At 73.0% G+C, this 15,311-nt stretch carries 15 protein-coding genes and 1 pseudogene; 7 read left to right on the top strand and 9 right to left on the bottom strand.

All coding sequences use genetic code 11. The annotated features are described in order from the left end of the window. Positions 1 to 10: 10 nt before the first annotated feature. Genes efeB through ACZ4U1_RS31795 form a run of 3 tightly spaced genes read left to right on the top strand, consistent with a single transcriptional unit; the run spans position 11 to position 3,089 of the window. Positions 11 to 1,261, top strand: a complete 1,251-nt coding sequence (efeB, locus tag ACZ4U1_RS31805) for an iron uptake transporter deferrochelatase/peroxidase subunit (protein ID WP_467907620.1) — start codon at positions 11 to 13, stop codon at positions 1,259 to 1,261. A 3-nt stretch (positions 1,262 to 1,264) separates the two neighbouring features. Beyond that, positions 1,265 to 2,137 carry an iron uptake transporter permease EfeU gene (efeU, locus tag ACZ4U1_RS31800; protein WP_467907619.1) on the top strand — a complete coding sequence of 291 codons (873 nt, stop codon included), beginning with the start codon at positions 1,265 to 1,267 and terminating at the stop codon, positions 2,135 to 2,137. Beyond that, positions 2,097 to 3,089, top strand: a complete 993-nt coding sequence (locus tag ACZ4U1_RS31795; RefSeq protein WP_467907618.1) for an SCO2278 family lipoprotein — start codon at positions 2,097 to 2,099, stop codon at positions 3,087 to 3,089. The genes efeU and ACZ4U1_RS31795 overlap by 41 nt, the downstream gene beginning before the upstream one ends. A 9-nt stretch (positions 3,090 to 3,098) precedes the next feature. Here the strand turns inward: ACZ4U1_RS31795 and ACZ4U1_RS31790 are convergent, their stop codons facing one another. From ACZ4U1_RS31790 to ACZ4U1_RS31770, 5 genes are all read right to left on the bottom strand, one after another. Further along, positions 3,099 to 3,839, bottom strand: coding sequence for a bifunctional DNA primase/polymerase (locus ACZ4U1_RS31790; RefSeq protein WP_467907617.1), 741 nt, complete (start codon positions 3,837 to 3,839; stop codon positions 3,099 to 3,101). A 106-nt stretch (positions 3,840 to 3,945) separates the two neighbouring features. Beyond that, entirely contained in the window at positions 3,946 to 4,560 is a 615-nt protein-coding gene (locus ACZ4U1_RS31785) for a TetR/AcrR family transcriptional regulator (protein WP_467907616.1), read from the bottom strand. Between the two features lie 31 nt (positions 4,561 to 4,591). Then, complete coding sequence (locus ACZ4U1_RS31780; RefSeq protein WP_467907615.1) at positions 4,592 to 5,569, bottom strand: small ribosomal subunit Rsm22 family protein; 978 nt, start codon at positions 5,567 to 5,569, stop codon at positions 4,592 to 4,594. A 65-nt stretch (positions 5,570 to 5,634) separates the two neighbouring features. After that, complete coding sequence (locus tag ACZ4U1_RS31775; protein WP_467907614.1) at positions 5,635 to 6,816, bottom strand: serine hydrolase domain-containing protein; 1,182 nt, start codon at positions 6,814 to 6,816, stop codon at positions 5,635 to 5,637. After that, positions 6,756 to 8,069: a multidrug effflux MFS transporter gene (locus ACZ4U1_RS31770; protein WP_467907613.1), complete on the bottom strand. Its 1,314-nt coding sequence runs from the start codon at positions 8,067 to 8,069 to the stop codon at positions 6,756 to 6,758. The genes ACZ4U1_RS31775 and ACZ4U1_RS31770 overlap by 61 nt, the downstream gene beginning before the upstream one ends. Positions 8,070 to 8,188: 119 nt before the next feature. Between ACZ4U1_RS31770 and ACZ4U1_RS31765 the strand changes: the two genes are divergently transcribed. Both ACZ4U1_RS31765 and ACZ4U1_RS31760 read left to right on the top strand, forming a co-directional pair. Then, on the top strand, positions 8,189 to 9,220 hold the full coding sequence (locus tag ACZ4U1_RS31765) for a Gfo/Idh/MocA family protein (protein WP_467907612.1): 1,032 nt from the start codon (positions 8,189 to 8,191) through the stop codon (positions 9,218 to 9,220). A 56-nt stretch (positions 9,221 to 9,276) separates the two neighbouring features. After that, positions 9,277 to 10,035, top strand: coding sequence for an SDR family oxidoreductase (locus tag ACZ4U1_RS31760; RefSeq protein WP_467907611.1), 759 nt, complete (start codon positions 9,277 to 9,279; stop codon positions 10,033 to 10,035). A gap of 228 nt (positions 10,036 to 10,263) precedes the next feature. Here ACZ4U1_RS31760 and ACZ4U1_RS31755 read toward each other — a convergent pair whose 3' ends face one another. From ACZ4U1_RS31755 to ACZ4U1_RS31745, 3 genes are all read right to left on the bottom strand, one after another. Continuing rightward, on the bottom strand, positions 10,264 to 11,448 hold the full coding sequence (locus ACZ4U1_RS31755) for a D-alanyl-D-alanine carboxypeptidase family protein (protein ID WP_467907610.1): 1,185 nt from the start codon (positions 11,446 to 11,448) through the stop codon (positions 10,264 to 10,266). 259 nt (positions 11,449 to 11,707) lie between these two features. Next, positions 11,708 to 12,688: an aldo/keto reductase gene (locus ACZ4U1_RS31750; RefSeq protein WP_467907609.1), complete on the bottom strand. Its 981-nt coding sequence runs from the start codon at positions 12,686 to 12,688 to the stop codon at positions 11,708 to 11,710. Positions 12,689 to 12,743: 55 nt separating this feature from the next. Next, positions 12,744 to 13,070: a nuclear transport factor 2 family protein gene (locus ACZ4U1_RS31745; RefSeq protein WP_467907608.1), complete on the bottom strand. Its 327-nt coding sequence runs from the start codon at positions 13,068 to 13,070 to the stop codon at positions 12,744 to 12,746. 128 nt (positions 13,071 to 13,198) lie between these two features. On the opposite strand from ACZ4U1_RS31745, the gene ACZ4U1_RS31740 reads away from it, so the two are divergent. Further along, positions 13,199 to 13,744, top strand: a complete 546-nt coding sequence (locus tag ACZ4U1_RS31740; protein ID WP_467907607.1) for a DoxX family membrane protein — start codon at positions 13,199 to 13,201, stop codon at positions 13,742 to 13,744. A 141-nt stretch (positions 13,745 to 13,885) separates the two neighbouring features. Continuing rightward, a pseudogene (locus ACZ4U1_RS31735) lies at positions 13,886 to 14,624 on the top strand (ribonucleoside-diphosphate reductase subunit alpha); the annotation flags it as partial. Positions 14,625 to 14,657: 33 nt separating this feature from the next. Here the strand turns inward: ACZ4U1_RS31735 and ACZ4U1_RS31730 are convergent. Beyond that, positions 14,658 to 15,215, bottom strand: coding sequence for an NADPH-dependent FMN reductase (locus tag ACZ4U1_RS31730; RefSeq protein WP_467907606.1), 558 nt, complete (start codon positions 15,213 to 15,215; stop codon positions 14,658 to 14,660). Positions 15,216 to 15,311: the final 96 nt, after the last annotated feature.

Below are 15,311 nucleotides of genomic sequence, written 5' to 3'. Positions count from 1 at the left end.
GGCAAGGGCGATGACCGAGACCCAGGGGAGCAATCCGTCGCGTCGGGCGCTGATCGGCTGGGGCGGTGCCGGGCTCGCGCTCGGGGCCGCCGCGGCCGGCGGGGCCGTGGCGATGGCCAGGACGGGCGACGACATGGACCCGGCCGCCGCCGAGACGGGCGCCGCGGTGGAGTTCCACGGCACCCACCAGGCCGGCATCGCGACGCCGGTGCAGGACAGGCTGCACTTCGCCGCGTTCGACGTGAAGACCGAGGACCGCGAAGAGTTCGTCCGGATGCTGAAGGACTGGACGGCGGCGGCCCGCCGGATGACCGCGGGCAAGGCGGTCGGCGAGGGCGCCTACGGCGGGCTCGCCGAGGCCCCGCCGGACGACACCGGTGAGGCGCTCGGGCTCAAGCCGTCCCGGCTGACGCTGACCATCGGGTTCGGGCCGTCCCTGTTCGACAAGTTCGGGCTGAAGGACCAGCGGCCACAGGCCCTGGTCGACCTGCCCAAGTTCCCCGGCGACAATCTGGACAAGTCCCGCACCGGCGGCGACCTGTGCGTCCAGGCCTGCGCCGACGATCCGCAGGTCGCCGTGCACGCCATCCGCAACCTCGCCCGGATCGGCTTCGGCAAGGTCGCCATCCGCTGGTCCCAGCTCGGCTTCGGCAAGACCTCCTCGACCACCCCGGACGCGCAGACCCCGCGCAACCTGATGGGCTTCAAGGACGGCACCCGCAACATCGCGGGCACCGAGACCGACCGGCTGAAGAAGTTCGTGTGGGTCGGCGAGGGCGACGGACCGGACTGGATGACCGGTGGGTCGTACCTGGTCGCCCGGCGGATCCGGATGAACATCGAGACCTGGGACCGTACCTCGCTGCAGGAGCAGGAGGACGTGTTCGGCCGCGACAAGCGCGAGGGCGCCCCGGTCGGCAAGGCCAAGGAGCACGACGAGCCGTTCCTGAAGGCGATGAAGCCGGACGCGCACGTGCGGCTCGCGCACCCCGACTCCAACAACGGGGTCACCATCCTGCGCCGGGGCTACTCCTTCACCGACGGCACCGACGGCCTGGGCCGGCTCGACGCGGGCCTGTTCTTCCTCGCCTACCAGCGGGACGTGCGCAAGGGCTTCATCCCGCTCCAGCGCAACCTCGCCGCGCACGACGCGCTCAACGAGTACATCCAGCACGTGGGTTCGGCGGTCTTCGCGGTGCCTCCGGGGGTCCGGGACGCAGACGACTGGTGGGGCCGCACGCTGTTCTCGAAGGAGGCGTAGCCGGTGTTCTCCAACTACCTGATCGGCCTGCGGGAAGGTCTGGAGGCGTCGCTCGTCGTCTGCATCCTGATCGCCTACCTGGTCAAGACCGGCCGCAGGGACGCCCTGAAGCCGATCTGGATCGGCATCGGCATCGCGATCGCCATCGCCATGGGCTTCGGCTGCGCCCTGGAGTTCGGCTCCCAGGAGCTGACCTTCCAGGCGCAGGAGGCCCTCGGCGGCTCCCTGTCGATCGTCGCCGTGGGCCTGGTCACCTGGATGGTGTTCTGGATGCGGCGCACCGCCCGGCACCTGAGGTCGGAGCTGCACGGCAAGCTGGACGCGGCCCTGAAGCTCGGCACGGGCGCGCTGGTCGCCACCGCCTTCCTCGCCGTCGGCCGGGAGGGTCTGGAGACCGCGCTGTTCGTGTGGGCGTCGGTGCACGCGGCGAGCGACGGCACCCCGCGTCCGCTGGTCGGCGTCGCCCTGGGCCTTGCCACGGCGGTCCTCCTGGGCTGGCTGTTCTACCGGGGCGCCCTGAGGATCAACCTGGCCAAGTTCTTCACCTGGACCGGCGGCATGCTGGTCGTGGTCGCGGCGGGCGTGCTCGCGTACGGCTTCCACGACCTGCAGGAGGCCGACTGGGTCCCGGGCATCAACGAGCTGGCCTTCGACATCAGCGGCACCATCCCGCCGGACAGCTGGTACGGGACGCTGCTGAAGGGCGTGTTCAACTTCCAGCCCGATCCGACGGTCGTTCAGATCACGGTGTGGGCGCTGTACCTGGTCCCGGTGCTCGCGCTGTTCCTCTCCCCGGTAGGGTTCGCCTCCGGAAAGGGGAAGGTGAAGGAGCCCGATGACCAGGGAACGCAGCCCTCGACGGCTTCGCAGGCGTGACCGGAACGCACTCATAGCGGCCTCGCTGACCGCTTTGTCGCTGACCGCGAGCGGATGCGTGGTGGTGCACGGGGAGCGCGAGGTGCTCCCCGCGGCCACCCGCGCCGAGGCCGCAAAGGCGCTCACCGCGTTCACGGACGCGTACAACAAGGCCGACAAGGCCTACGACAGCTCCCTGGACGCGCCCTATGTGACCGGCGCCCTCGCCGACATCGACGCGGCCCGGCTGAAGGCCGGGCACGTCAACAGCCCGTCCGGGAACCCCGGCCACGTCCCGCTGACCCTGACGGACGTGAAGATCACGATCCCGAAGAAGGCCGGCTGGCCGCGCTGGTTCGTCGCGGACGCCCAGGGCAACAAGGGCGGCGACTTCCGCTGGGTGATGGTGTTCACCCGAGCCGACCTCGGCGAGCGCTGGAAGGTGAGCTACCTGACGCTCATGACCCCGGGGACCGTACCGGAGTTCAAGAAGGACGAGGACGGCTGGGCCGAGGCCGTGCCGGCGAACACCACGCAACTGGCCGTCCGGCCGGACGAGCTGAGCACGACGTACGCGTCCTACCTGAAGAGCGGCGGGAAGACCTTCGCGGACGGCCGCGACACCAGCGGGCTGCGCGCGGCCCGCAAGAAGGAAGCGGAGAAGCCCGGCCTGGTCCGGCAGTTCATCGACGAACCGCTCACCCACGGCGCCTACGCGCCGCTCGCGCTGCGCACGGCGGACGGCGGGGCACTGGTGTTCTTCGCCACCCACCACTACGAGAAGCGGACCGCCTACACCGGCGGCACCGTGCCGGTCCCGAACAAGGACGTGCAGGCCCTGGTCAAGGGCGAGGTGAAGCAGTCCCTGACGATGGAGTCGATCGCCAACGAGGCCGTGGTCGACCCGGCCGGCAGCGGCCCGGTGCGGATGCTGGGGCGCGCGTGGGGCCTGACGTCCGCGCAGGGCGAGTAGGCGGCCCGCTCAGTGGTGCAGGGGCCAGGCCGTGCCGTGGTGGCCGGCCTCGGCGCCCGCGTGCCGGGCGCAGGCGTCGGTGAGCGCCTCCAGCAGGCTCAGCGGGTCGGGCAGCGGGTGTTCGGGGCCACGCACCCAGCGCACCTGCTGGTCGTCGACGCCGGGCAGCCGGGCGGGCGGTACGAGGACGTAGGAGCCCCGGCAGTGCCAGCGCAGACCGGGGTGCTCGTCCATCGTCTCCGGGTGGCAGTCCAGTTCGCAGGGCCACCACTCGTCCTCGTCCTCGGGGGTGCCGCGGGTGAGGGTGAAGAACAGCATGCGGCCGTCGTCGCTCTCGGCGACCGGTCCGACCTCGACGCCGGAGCCGAGCAGCCGCTCCAGGGCCTCCCGGCCGGCCGCCAGGGGCACGTCCAGCACGTCGTGCACCATGCCGGTGGCGGTGATGAAGTTGGCCTGCGGCTGGTGCCGGGCCCAGCGCTCGATCTGGGCGCGGTCGGTGGTGGACTGGGTCTGCCAGGCGAACGACACGGGGTGCCGGGCCGGGGTGGGACAGCCCACGCGGTCGCAGGAACAGCGGTAGCCGTCGGCGGGGTGGGCGGCGGGCGCGAGGGGCAGTCCCGCCGCGGCGGCGGCCAGCAGGAGCGTCTCACGGCCGCCGTCGTCCGCGGCGGCCTCCTTCGTGCGGCGTCCGAGCAGCCACTGGGAGAGTTTGCCCTGCCGGCCGCTCCGGCCGCCGAACGTCGCGCTCATCTATCCCCTCGGTCCCGTGGTCGCCTCGCTGGTGTGCGGACAGCATGCCTTATCGTCCCATCTTCGCGTACTTCGGGGGGCCGCAGGGCCTGTACGGGCGGACACGTCACCGGGGTGCGATGCCGTGCAGGGCGTACTCGACCAGGGTGTCCGTGTAGTCGTACGAGATCGGTCCCGTCCGTTGCAGCCAGCGCTGCGCGAGCGGGGAGACGAACAACTCCAGCGCGATCCGCGGGTCGACGTCGGCCCGGACCGCCCCGGCGGCCTGTGCCGAGCGCAGGCGGGTGACGTACAGCTGGAGCTGCGGTTCGAGGAGTTTGCCCACGAACTCGCGGCCGAGCTGCTCGTTGACGACGCCTTCCGCGGCCAGCGCCCGCGACGGCGCCTCGAAGCGCGGGTCGAGCAGTTCGTCCACCGTGGCCCGCAGCACCGCCTTCAGGTCGGCGGCCAGGTCGCCGGTGTCCGGGATGGCGTCCGGCTCCTGACCCGCCGCCTGGGCCGCCTGCTCGGCGAGGTCCAGGAACGCCTCCAGCAGGACGTCCGCCTTGGACGACCACCAGCGGTAGATGGTCTGCTTGCCGACCCCGGCGCGGGCGGCGATGGCCTCGACGGTGGTCTTCGGGTAGCCGACCTCACCGACCAGGGCGAGGGCGGCGGCGTAGATCGCCCGGCGGGACTTCTCGCTGCGGCGGGTGGCGTCGGGGGCGGACTTGTCGACCATGGGGTCGAAAGTAACAAGCCGGGGAGGCGGGCTACGACGCGGAGTCGTACGGCGGCCAGGCGTCGCCCCAGTCGGCGTCCCGGGCCGCCTTGTACAGGTCGCCGTGGCGCTTGGTGACCGTCGTCCGGCGCAGCTGCTCCTCGGCCTCGCACAGGTCGAGGAGCACCTGGCCCTTGCGGATCTGGGGGCGCCGGACCACCCGGGCGGGGGCCGGTTCGGCGGGCAGCCGGGTGGCGGCGACGTAACTGAACTTCTCGTCCTCGTACGCCAGCGAGCCGCCCTTGACCTGGCGGTGCAGGGAGGAGCGGCCGACCCGGGCGGAGAAGTGGCACCAGTCCGTGCCGGGCGCGATGGGGCAGGCGGCGCTGTGCGGGCAGGGGGCGGCGATGTGGAAGCCGGCCCGGATCAGCCGGTCGCGGGCCTCGATGATCCGCTGGTAGCCGGCCGGGGTGCCGGCCTCGACGATCACGACGGCCTGCGCGGCGCCGGCGGCGGCGTCGACGAGGGCGGCGCGGTCGGCCTCGGCGAGTTCGTTGAGGACGTACGACACCGTGACCAGGTCGGTGGCGTCCAGGGTGAGGTCCTTGCCGATCCGGGCGCGCTGCCAGCGGGCGTCCCTCAGGGCCGGGTTGGCGGCGGCGATCTGCCGGCCGAGGGCGAGGGCCGGCTCGGCCCAGTCCAGCACGGTGACGCTGCGCTCGGCGGGCCAGGTGGCGGTGACGGCCCAGGTGGCGGCGCCGGTGCCGCCGCCGACGTCGACGTGGCTGCCGGGGGTCCAGTCGGGGACGGCCGCCGCGAACGCCTCCAGCGCGGAGTGGACCGCCTCGAAGGTGGCCGGCATGCGGTAGGCGGCGTACGCGGCCACGTCGGCGCGGTCGCGGAGGATCGGGGCGTGGGTCGGGGTGTCGCCGCGGTAGTTGGCGATCAGCCGGTCCACGGCGGCGGCCAGCTCCGTGGGGGGCAGGCCGTCCAGCAACGCGTCCAGCGCAGTGCGGAGGGGGTCGTTCACCTGGTGATTCTACGGCGCCCGGCGCCGCCGCCGGTCTGCTGGGAGGGCCTCGGCGCAGGCGGGGGTCAGATCACCGCTCTTGCCAGGTATGTGGCCAGCCTCGCCCGTGGGCTGCTGTCCGGTGGGCGGCGGCGGGGGTGGACCGTGTTGGCCAGCAGGACGAGGAAGGTGTCGGTCGCCGGGTCCAGGACCAGGGACGTGCCGGTGAAGCCGGTGTGGCCCGCCGCGCCGTGGCCGGCGAGTTCGCCCATGAACCACGGCTGGTCCAGGGCGAAGCCCAGCCCGGGCGGGGTGAACAGCAGCTCCACGAAGTCGGGGCCGAGGATGCGCGCGGGACCGTAGGAGCCGCCCGCGAGCAGCGCGCGGCAGAAGACGGCGAGGTCGGGCGCGGTGGAGAACAGTCCGGCGTGGCCGGCGATCCCGCCGAGCGCCCAGGCGTTCTCGTCGTGGACCACGCCCCGCAGCATCCCCCGGTCGGCCTTGGCCCAGGGCCGCCGCTGGTCCTCGGTGGCCGCGGCGCCGGGGCAGGGCCCGAACGCGGTGGCGGTCATGCCGAGCGGCCGGGTGATGCCGTCCCGGACGAGGACGTCGAGGGTACGGCCGGTGACGCGCTCCAGGACGTGCTGGAGCAGCAGCATGTTGAGGTCCGAGTACCGGTGGTGGCCCGGCTCGGCGGACGGGGCCTCGGCGCGCAGCAGGCGGAGGCGGCCGGCGTCGTCCGGGCAGTCGTACAGGGGGAGGTCGGGGCGCAGGCCGGAGGTGTGGGTGAGCAGCTGCCGTACCGTGACGCGGTACGCGGCGGCGGCGTGGAAGTCGGGCAGGTAGTCGCCGACCCGGGCGTCCATGCCGAGGGTGCCGCGCTCGATCTGCTGCACGGCGGCGACGGACGTGAACAGCTTGGTGAGCGAGGCCAGGTCGAAGCGGGTGTCGACGGTGGCCGGGACGCGGGCGGCGGGCGGCAGCTCGACACCGGCGTCGGACCCGGGGTCGTAGGAGGAGTAGCGCACCGCCCAGCCGGACGCCTCGGCGACGGCGATCACGGGTCCGCGGCCGGCCAGCACGACGGCTCCGGCCGCCCAGGGGCGCTCGCCGGCGGTGAGGGTGTGCACCTCGTCGACCAGGCGGGCGAGGGCGTCGGGGTCGAGCCCGGCCCGTTCCGGTGTGCCGGTGCGCAGTCTCGGTGCGCTCAGCTCTCGTCTCCCTCCGTGTCCGCACGGGTGGCGGCCCGTGTCGTCCAGGGACGGCACAGTGTCACGAAGCAGGCCACCGCGACCAGTGCTCCGGCCAGCTGGACGACGGCCATGGGTACGGCGGTGTGCTCCCCGGCGACGCCGACGAGCGGGGAGGCGACCGCGCCGACGAGGAAGGAGGAGGTGCCGAGCAGCGCGGAGGCGGAGCCGGCGGCGTGCTTGGTGCGCAGCAGGGCGAGGGACTGGGCGTTGGGGAGCGTGATGCCCATCGCCGACATCAGGACGAAGAGGGCGGCGGCGACGGGGACGAGCCCGGTGTCGCCGAGGGCGCCCGTGGCCATCAGCAGCAGGGCGGTGGCGGCCAGCACGATCACGGTCAGTCCGGTGGCGAGCACCTTGTCCAGGCTGACCCGGCCGACCAGCATCTTGCCGTTGATCTGTCCGGCGGCGACCAGGCCGACGGAGTTGAGGCCGAACAGCAGGCTGAAGGTCTGCGGTGAGGCGCCGTAGATCTCCTGGATCACGAACGGGGACGCGCTGACGTAGGCGAACAGCGCGGCGAAGGCGAAGCCGCCGGCGAGCGTGTAGCCGGTGAAGGGCCGGTCGGCGAGGAGGCCGCGCATCGCGCGCAGGGCCTCGCCCACTCCCCCGCGGTGCCGTTCGGCCGGCGGCAGGGTCTCCGGCAGCCGCGCGCAGACCAGGGCGGTGAGCACGGCGCCGACCGCCGTGAGCACCACGAACACGCCCCGCCAGTCCGTCACCCGCAGGATCTGCCCGCCGACGAGCGGGGCCACGATGGGGGCGGCGCCGGAGATCAGCATCAGGGTGGAGAAGAAGCGGGCCATGGCGACCCCGTCGTACAGGTCGCGTACGACGGCCCGGGCGATGACCACGCCGGCCGCGCCGGCGAGGCCCTGCACCAGCCGGAAGGCGATCAGCGTCTCGACGGTGGGCGCGAGGGCGCACAGGGCGGTGGCGGCGAGGTAGACGGCGAGCCCGGTGAGCAGCGGGCGGCGCCGGCCCCAGCGGTCGCTCATGGGGCCCACGACCAGCTGGCCGAGCGCGAGCCCGGCCATGCAGGCGGTGAGGGTGAGCTGGACGGTGACGGCGGGGGCGTGCAGGGAGCGGGTGACCTCCGGCAGGGACGGTAGGTACATGTCCATCGCGAGCGGGGTCGTCGCGGTGAGGCCGCCGAGGAGGAAGGTGACGAGGGGGCCGGTGCGGCGCGGTCCGCGGGCCGGTGCGGGGGCGGAGGTGGAGGTGGGCTGGTGGTCCTGTTCCGGTGTCGGTGCCGCCGCGTGGTCCGGCATGTGCCCCTCCCTGCTGCTCCGCTGTTGCTTGTCTGACATCGGTGTCGTAGACACGACCGGCACCTATGCTCTCAGCTCGTACACACTGCCGAGGCACATGTGAGCGAGGGCGGGGCGGGATGGCGGAGCAGAGCGTGCGGTGGGGGATCCTGGCGACGGGCGGGATCGCGGCGGCGTTCGCGGCGGATCTCGTGGATCTGCCGGATGCGGAGATCGTGGCGGTGGCCTCGCGCCGCCGGGAGCCGGCGGAGGCGTTCGCCGAGCGGTTCGGGGTGGAGCGGGCGTACGGCGACTGGGAGTCCCTCGCGGCGGACCCGGAGGTCGACGTCGTGTACGTCGCCACTCCGCACGCGGCGCACCGGGCGGCGGCCGGGCTGTGCCTGGAGGCGGGCCGGAACGTGCTGTGCGAGAAGCCGTTCACGCTGAACCTGCGCGAGGCGGAGGAACTCGTCGCGCTGGCGCGGGAGCACGACCGCTTCCTGATGGAGGCGATGTGGATGTACTGCAATCCGCTGGTCCGGCGGCTGAAGGCACTGGTGGACGACGGCGCGATCGGTGATGTGCGCACGGTGCAGGCCGACTTCGGGCTGGCCGGTCCCTTCCCTGCGGCGCACCGGCTGCGGGATCCGGCGCTGGGCGGCGGGGCGCTGCTGGACCTGGGCGTGTACCCGGTGTCGTTCGCGCAGCTGCTGCTGGGCGAGCCGGACGGGATCGCCGCGAGCGCGGTGCTGTCGCCGGAGGGCGTCGACCTCCAGACGGGTGCGGTGCTGTCCTTGGAGAGCGGTGCGCTGGCCTCGGTGCACTGCTCGATCGTCGGGGGTACGGCGGTCACCGCGTCGGTCACCGGTTCACGCGGCCGGATCGACATTCCGTCCGGTTTCTTCCATCCCGACCGGTTTGTACTGCATCGGGACGGCCGTGACCCCGAGGAGTTCGCCGCCGACCCGGCCGACGGGCCGCGCACCAGCCTGCGGCACGAGGCGGCGGAGGTCATGCGGGCGCTGCGGGCGGGCGAGAAGGAGTCGCCGCTGGTGCCGCTGGAGGGGACGCTCGCGGTGATGCGGACGCTGGACGCGGTGCGGGAGCGGATCGGGGTGCGGTATCCCGGGGACGCCGCGGCGGGTGACAAGGTGGCCTCCCTCGCGGGTTAACCGTATGGCGGACACTGGATTCCGCATGGCGGACTCTCCGCCTACGCTGCGGAGCCATGACTGACACGCACTCGAAGATCGCGGTGGTGACCGGGGCCGGCTCGGGCATCGGGCGGGCCGTCGCCGTGGAGCTGCTGCGCGCCGGCTGGTCCGTGGTGCTGGCCGGCCGGCGCGCCGAGCCGCTGGCGGAGACGGCGGCACTGGCGCCGGGGGCGGCCTCGCTCGCCGTACCGGCCGACGTGTCCCGGCCCGGGGACGTCGACGCGCTGTTCACGGCGGCCGTGGAGCGGTTCGGCCGGGTGGACCTGCTGTTCAACAACGCGGGGACCTTCGGGCCCGGCGGGGTCCCGGTGGAGGAACTGCCGTACGACGCCTGGCGGCACGTGGTGGACACCAACCTCAACGGGGCGTTCCTGTGCGCCCAGGCGGCCTACCGGCGGATGAAGGAGCAGGACCCGCAGGGCGGCCGGATCATCAACAACGGCTCCATCTCGGCCCACACGCCCCGCCCGCACTCGGTCGCCTACACCGCGACCAAGCACGCGCTGACCGGTCTGACCAAGTCGCTGTCCCTGGACGGGCGGCCGTACCGGATCGCGGTCGGGCAGATCGACATCGGCAACGCGGCGACCGACATGACGGCCCGGATGCGGACGGGAGCACTCCAGGCGAACGGGGAGGTGGCCCCGGAACCGGTGATGGACGTGGCCGATGTGGCGCGCACGGTGCGGCACATGGCGGAGCTGCCGCTGGAGGCGAACGTGCAGTTCGCGACGGTGTTGGCGACGACGATGCCGTACATCGGGCGGGGTTGAGCGGCGCTCCGCGCCCACCACAAACGGAATTAGAACGTCCGTGCCATTGCGGCCGGTCGTGGACATGTGCTCAACTTTTCTCCACGAGAGCTTCACAGTTGGCGCACGGAAGTTCCGCAGCCACTCCGAGGGGGGAGGCGGCGGCCGTTCCACCGGGCCGGAGTTGGGGGTGGACCTCGCGGCGGACCGCGGGTACACGCCGGCCGCTGGAACGGCCGCCGCACCACGTCAGACGGCGTCGCGCGGTCCGGTTCCGTTCTCCTCCGGCGCCGTCGCCGTCCGTGCCCTGCGCCGCCGCAGGGTCCAGGCGCCCAGTCCCAGGACCGCCAGCGCCCCGGCGGTGCCCTCCGCGATCTGCCACGCCGAGCCGCCCCCGGACGCCGGGCCGGGCGCGCCGGCCGCCGCCTGTACGGTCTTCCGCGCGGGCGCCGGGCTCGCGCTCGCCCCGCCCTCGCTGAGCGGTTCGACCAGCCTGCCCACGGGCTGGGCGGAACTCCCGTGGGTGAAGCCCCAGTCGAGCAGTGCGGCGGTGTGCTCGTAGACGGCGTTGCCGCCGGAGTCGGGGTGCATCACGGTGACCAGCAGGGTGCGCCCGCCACGGGTGGCGGCGCCGGTGAAGGTGTTGCCGGCGTGACTGGTGTAGCCGTTCTTGACACCGATCAGGCCGTCGTATGTCTTCAGGCCCCATGCCCCGGTCAGCAGGCGGTCGGTGTTCTGGATCTGGAACGTCTTCTTGCCGCCCGCGGGGAAGTCGGCGGTCTTCGTACCGCAGTAGCCGCGGAAGTCGGCGTCCTTCAGGCCGTGGCGGGCGAAGAGCGTGAGGTCGTACGCCGACGAGAGCTGCCCCTTGTGGTCGAAGCCGTCGGGGCTGACCACATGGGTGTCCAGGGCCTGGAGGTCCTCGGCCTTGGCCTGCATCTCGGCGACGGTCCTGTCGATGCCGCCGTTCATGTGGGACAGCACGTGCACGGCGTCGTTGCCGGAGCGCAGGAACACGCCCTGCCACAACTGCTCGACGGTGTAGGTGATACCGGGCTTGATGCCGACGAGGCTGGAGCCGGCCGGGACGTCGGCGAGATCGGCGTCGGTGACCCGGTACCGCTGGGTGCGCGCGAACTTCTTCAGCACGGTGTCCACGAACAGCATCTTCAGCGTGGACGCGGGCGCGAGCCGCCGGTGCGCGTTGAACGCGGCGAGCACGTCCCCGCTCTCGCAGTCGGCGACCAGCCAGGCCTGGGCGGTGAGCTTCTTGGGCAGTCCAAAGGCGCCGCGCACCTGGACGCCGGTGCGGGCCAGGCGCTCGCCGCCGACGACCGGGGTCGCGGCGGCGGCCTCGGTGGCCGTGGACAGGGGAAGGGCGGCGGCCGTCAGCCCGAGGACGGCACGCCGGCTGAGCCGGGAACATTCGCGCACCCGGGGACCGTACACCGCTTCGAGCAGGGGATTCGCGACCGGACGGCCGCGACGGACCGGAATTTGCCGCGTTATGAGAATCCGATGAGTCACCCCGCTTTCTCAGCCCCTGCACATCTCCTACCCAGGGCCCCTCAAAGGTCCTCCCTAGCTTGTGCCCGCGCCCACAGCGGGCGCCAAGAACCTTTCGAGGGACATGGGATGTTTCGCATCTATCTCAAGCGCGAGCTGAGCCGCCGCAAGAAGGCCGCTCTGGTCTTCACCTGCCGAGCAGGCGGTCGATCTCGGCCACCTGGGCGGCGGTGAGCGGCCCCTTCGCGATCGCCCCGGCGTTCTCCTCGGCCTGGGCCACGGTCCGGAAGCCGGGGATCGGCACGGCGCGCGGGCTGCGAGCCCACAGCCAGGCGAGGGCGCCCTGGGCGAGGGTCCGGCCGCCGCTGGTGAGGAGGGAGCGGACGGCGTCGATCCGGGCCAGCCACCGGGGATCGGCACCGGAGCCGTCGTCCGCGTACCCGGGGAGCCAGGCGGGCGGGCGGCTGCGGATGTCCCCGGCGTCCAGCGGCCCGCCGCGCCGCCCCGCCAGCAGCCCCATGGCGAGCGGGCTGCGGTTGACGCTCGCCAGCTCCAGCCGCTCGCACAGCTCCACCATGCCGGGCGCGTCCTGGAGGACGTTGAGGGCGTGCTGTACGGCCGTTGTGTGCGGGCCCTCGGCGAAGACGGCGGCCCGCGCGGGATCGTCGGTGCTCCAGCCGTAGGCGCGTACGAGTCCCTCCCGGACGAACTCCTCGCAGACGTCGCGCAGTTCGGCGGCGCGGGCCGGATCGGCGTCGGAGAGGTGCAGCTGGTACAGGTCGATGCGGTCGGTGCCGAGGCGGCGCAGGGAGGCGGTGAGGGCCCGCCGGGCGTACTCCGGGGTGTCGTCGGTGCCGGTGAGGGTGCGGGTGTCCGGGTCGAAGACGTTGCCCCACTTGGTGGCGAGGACCACGTCGTCGCGCCGCTTGCCCAGGGCCCGGCCCAGGATCTCCTCGCTGTGCCCGGTGCCGTAGGAATCGGCCGTGTCGAAGAAGGTGACGCCGAGGTCGAGCGCCCGGCGGACGGCCCGTACGGACTCGTCGTCGTCCACCTTCCCCCAACCGACGGGCTGCCCGTCGGCGGTCCGGTGCTCGCCCCCGATGGCCCAGCACCCGAACCCGAGTGCGCTCACCTCGATGCCGCTGCGTCCCAGCGTCCGTGTCGTCATGGGCGCAGACGCTAGGAGTTGGAGCGCACGCGAACACAAGCCCCCGTGGGCCTTCTTACGCCTGCCCGGTCTCGAACCGCGAGATCCGTCCGTCGTCCTCGACGGTGAAACTCCACCGGGTGCGCATCTCGCCCCAGGTGTCGTTGCGGTAGCGGGCCAGCAGGGTGCGGCCGCCGTCGGACTCGTTGTCGACCTCCATATGGCCGTGGGAGGTGAAGATCTCCTCGTCGATCCACTCGGCGAGGTCCCGGTCGGAGCCGTCGTCGGCCATGGTCGCGCCGGGCGCGAGCAGCGACATGAAGCCCTCGCGGTCGTGCGCGTTGACGGCGTGGACGAAGGCCCGGACGGCCGGGTCGCTGAGCTTGGCTGGCTGAATCGTCATGGCGTCAGGCTCACACCGCTCCCCCGGTCCCGCCACCCGAACGGCAGCCAGGACGGGCCGGACGGGGTCACGGGTGCGAGGGTGGGAACACGGGAGGGACCTGTCCGCCTGTCTGCCGGGGAGTCACCGTGACCTGTTACGACCGACGTGATCTGGGCCTGCTGCTGCTCCGGCTGGGCACCGGCGGGATGCTGGCGGCCCACGGGGCGCAGAAGCTGTTCGGCTGGTTCGGCGGGCACGGGCTGGAGGGCACCGGCCAGTTCATGGAGTCCGTCGGCTACCTCCCGGGCAGGGCGAGCGCCACGGCGGCGGGCCTGGCGGAGGCGGGCGGCGGCACGCTGCTGGCGCTGGGTCTCGCGACCCCGGCGGCGGGCGCGGCGGCGGCCGGTGCGATGGCGGGGGCGTCGGCGGTCCACGCGCCCAACGGCTTCTTCGCCCAGGAGGGCGGCTACGAGCACGCGGCGACCCTGGGCCTGGCCGCGGCCGGACTCGCCGTCACCGGCCCGGGCCGGCTCTCCCTCGACCACGCCCTCGGGCACGTCTTCGACCGCGGCTGGATGGTCCCGGCCGCCCTCGGCGTGACGGCGGCGGCGACGGCCGTGGTGGTGGGGACGCGCAACCGGCGGCTGCGGCGGCAGAAGGAGGGCGAGCAGGAGGTGCTGTTCGAGGAGTGAGCGGGCGCGTCAGGTTTCGGCCATCTTTGCGCTGACGCCGCTTCCGTCCCGCGCCGCACAGCCCGCCTGCCGACCGGCCACGCCCCGTCGGTGTGCCCTGCACGGGCACCGCGGGAGAGCCCGCCGAACCCTTGTCGCGCCTGGCCCACCGAGCAGGCGGGCCGCTCCAACGCCAAGTGGCGCCCGGTCGGCCTGGGCGCGATGGGCCTGCAGGACGTCTTCTTCAAGCCGCGCCTGCCCTTCGACTCCCCCGAGCCAAGACGCTGTCCACCCGGATCGCCGAGCGCATCATGCTCGCCGCCTACGAGGCCTCCGCCGACCTCGCCGAGCGCAACGGCCCTCTGCCCGCCTGGGAACAGACCCGCACCGCCCGCGGAGTCCTCCACCCCAACCACTACGACGCCGAGCTGACCTGGCCCGGGCGGTGGGAGGCGCTGAGGGAACGTATCGCCGCGGTCGGCATGCGGAACGCCCTGGTGCTGGCGATCGCCCCCACCTCGACCATCGCGTCCATCGCGGGGGTGTACGAATGCATCGAGCCGCAGGTCTCCAACCTGTTCAAGCGCGAAACCCTATCAGGTGAGTTCCTCCAGGTCAACTCCTACCTGGTCCAGGACTTCCCGTGGATCCCGGAAGACGTCCGCGCCCTGTACCGCACGGCCTGGGAGATCCCCCAGCGCGGCCTGATCGACATGGCCGCCGCCCGCACCCCCTTCCTCGACCAGGCCCAGTCGCTGAACCTGTTCATGGAGACCCCGACCATCGGCAAGCTCTCCTCCATGTACGCCTACGTCTGGAAGTCCGGGCTGAAGACGACGTACTCCCCGACGTGATCGCCTGCTCCCTGGAGAATTCCGAGTCCTGCGAGGCCTGCCAGTAGAGACCTGCCGGTGACAGACCGCGCCGTCTGCCGTCAGGCGGCGAGGCTGTCGTCGGCCTCGCGGGCCTCGACGGCGGCGCGGGCGAGGCCGTCCAGGAGGGCGGCCAGGGCCTGACGGGCCGGCTCGTCGGTGACCCGGCCGTCGGTGATCTTCCGGGCGGCCTGCGGGATGCCCAGGTCCTGCGGGAGGACCTGGGCACCCATCACGGTGAGCGTCTCCGCCAGCCAGGCCCGGGCCCGGTCGCCGCCGGTGAGCGCGGGGGACGCGCTGGCCAGGGCCACCGGCTTGGCGACGATCTGGCCGCCGCCGACCAGCCACTCCAGGGCGTTCTTCAGCACGCCCGAGGTGCCGTGGGCGTACTCCGGGGTGACGATGAGCAGGCCGTCCGCCGCGCCGACCGCGGCCCGCAGCTCCGCCACGGCCTCGGGGAGCGCGGTCCGCTCGACGTCGGCGTTGAAGAAGGGCAGGCGGTCCAGGCCCGGGTCGACGGTGAGGCGGCGCGGCGGCAGCGTCAGTTCGGCCGCCGAGCGCAGCACGGCCGCGTTGAGCGACCCGGCTCGCAGACTCCCGCACAGACCGAGGATCTTCATACCGGCCAGCCTACGTTTCCGGGGGTGACCGGCGGGGGGCAGCTCGGTCGGACGTGAAGTTCTCATATGTACGGGCTTTCACATTCATCCCCTTCT

Source organism: Streptomyces sp. NPDC028928 (genome assembly GCF_055564915.1).
This window is presented reverse-complemented; position numbering and strand designations above follow the sequence as displayed.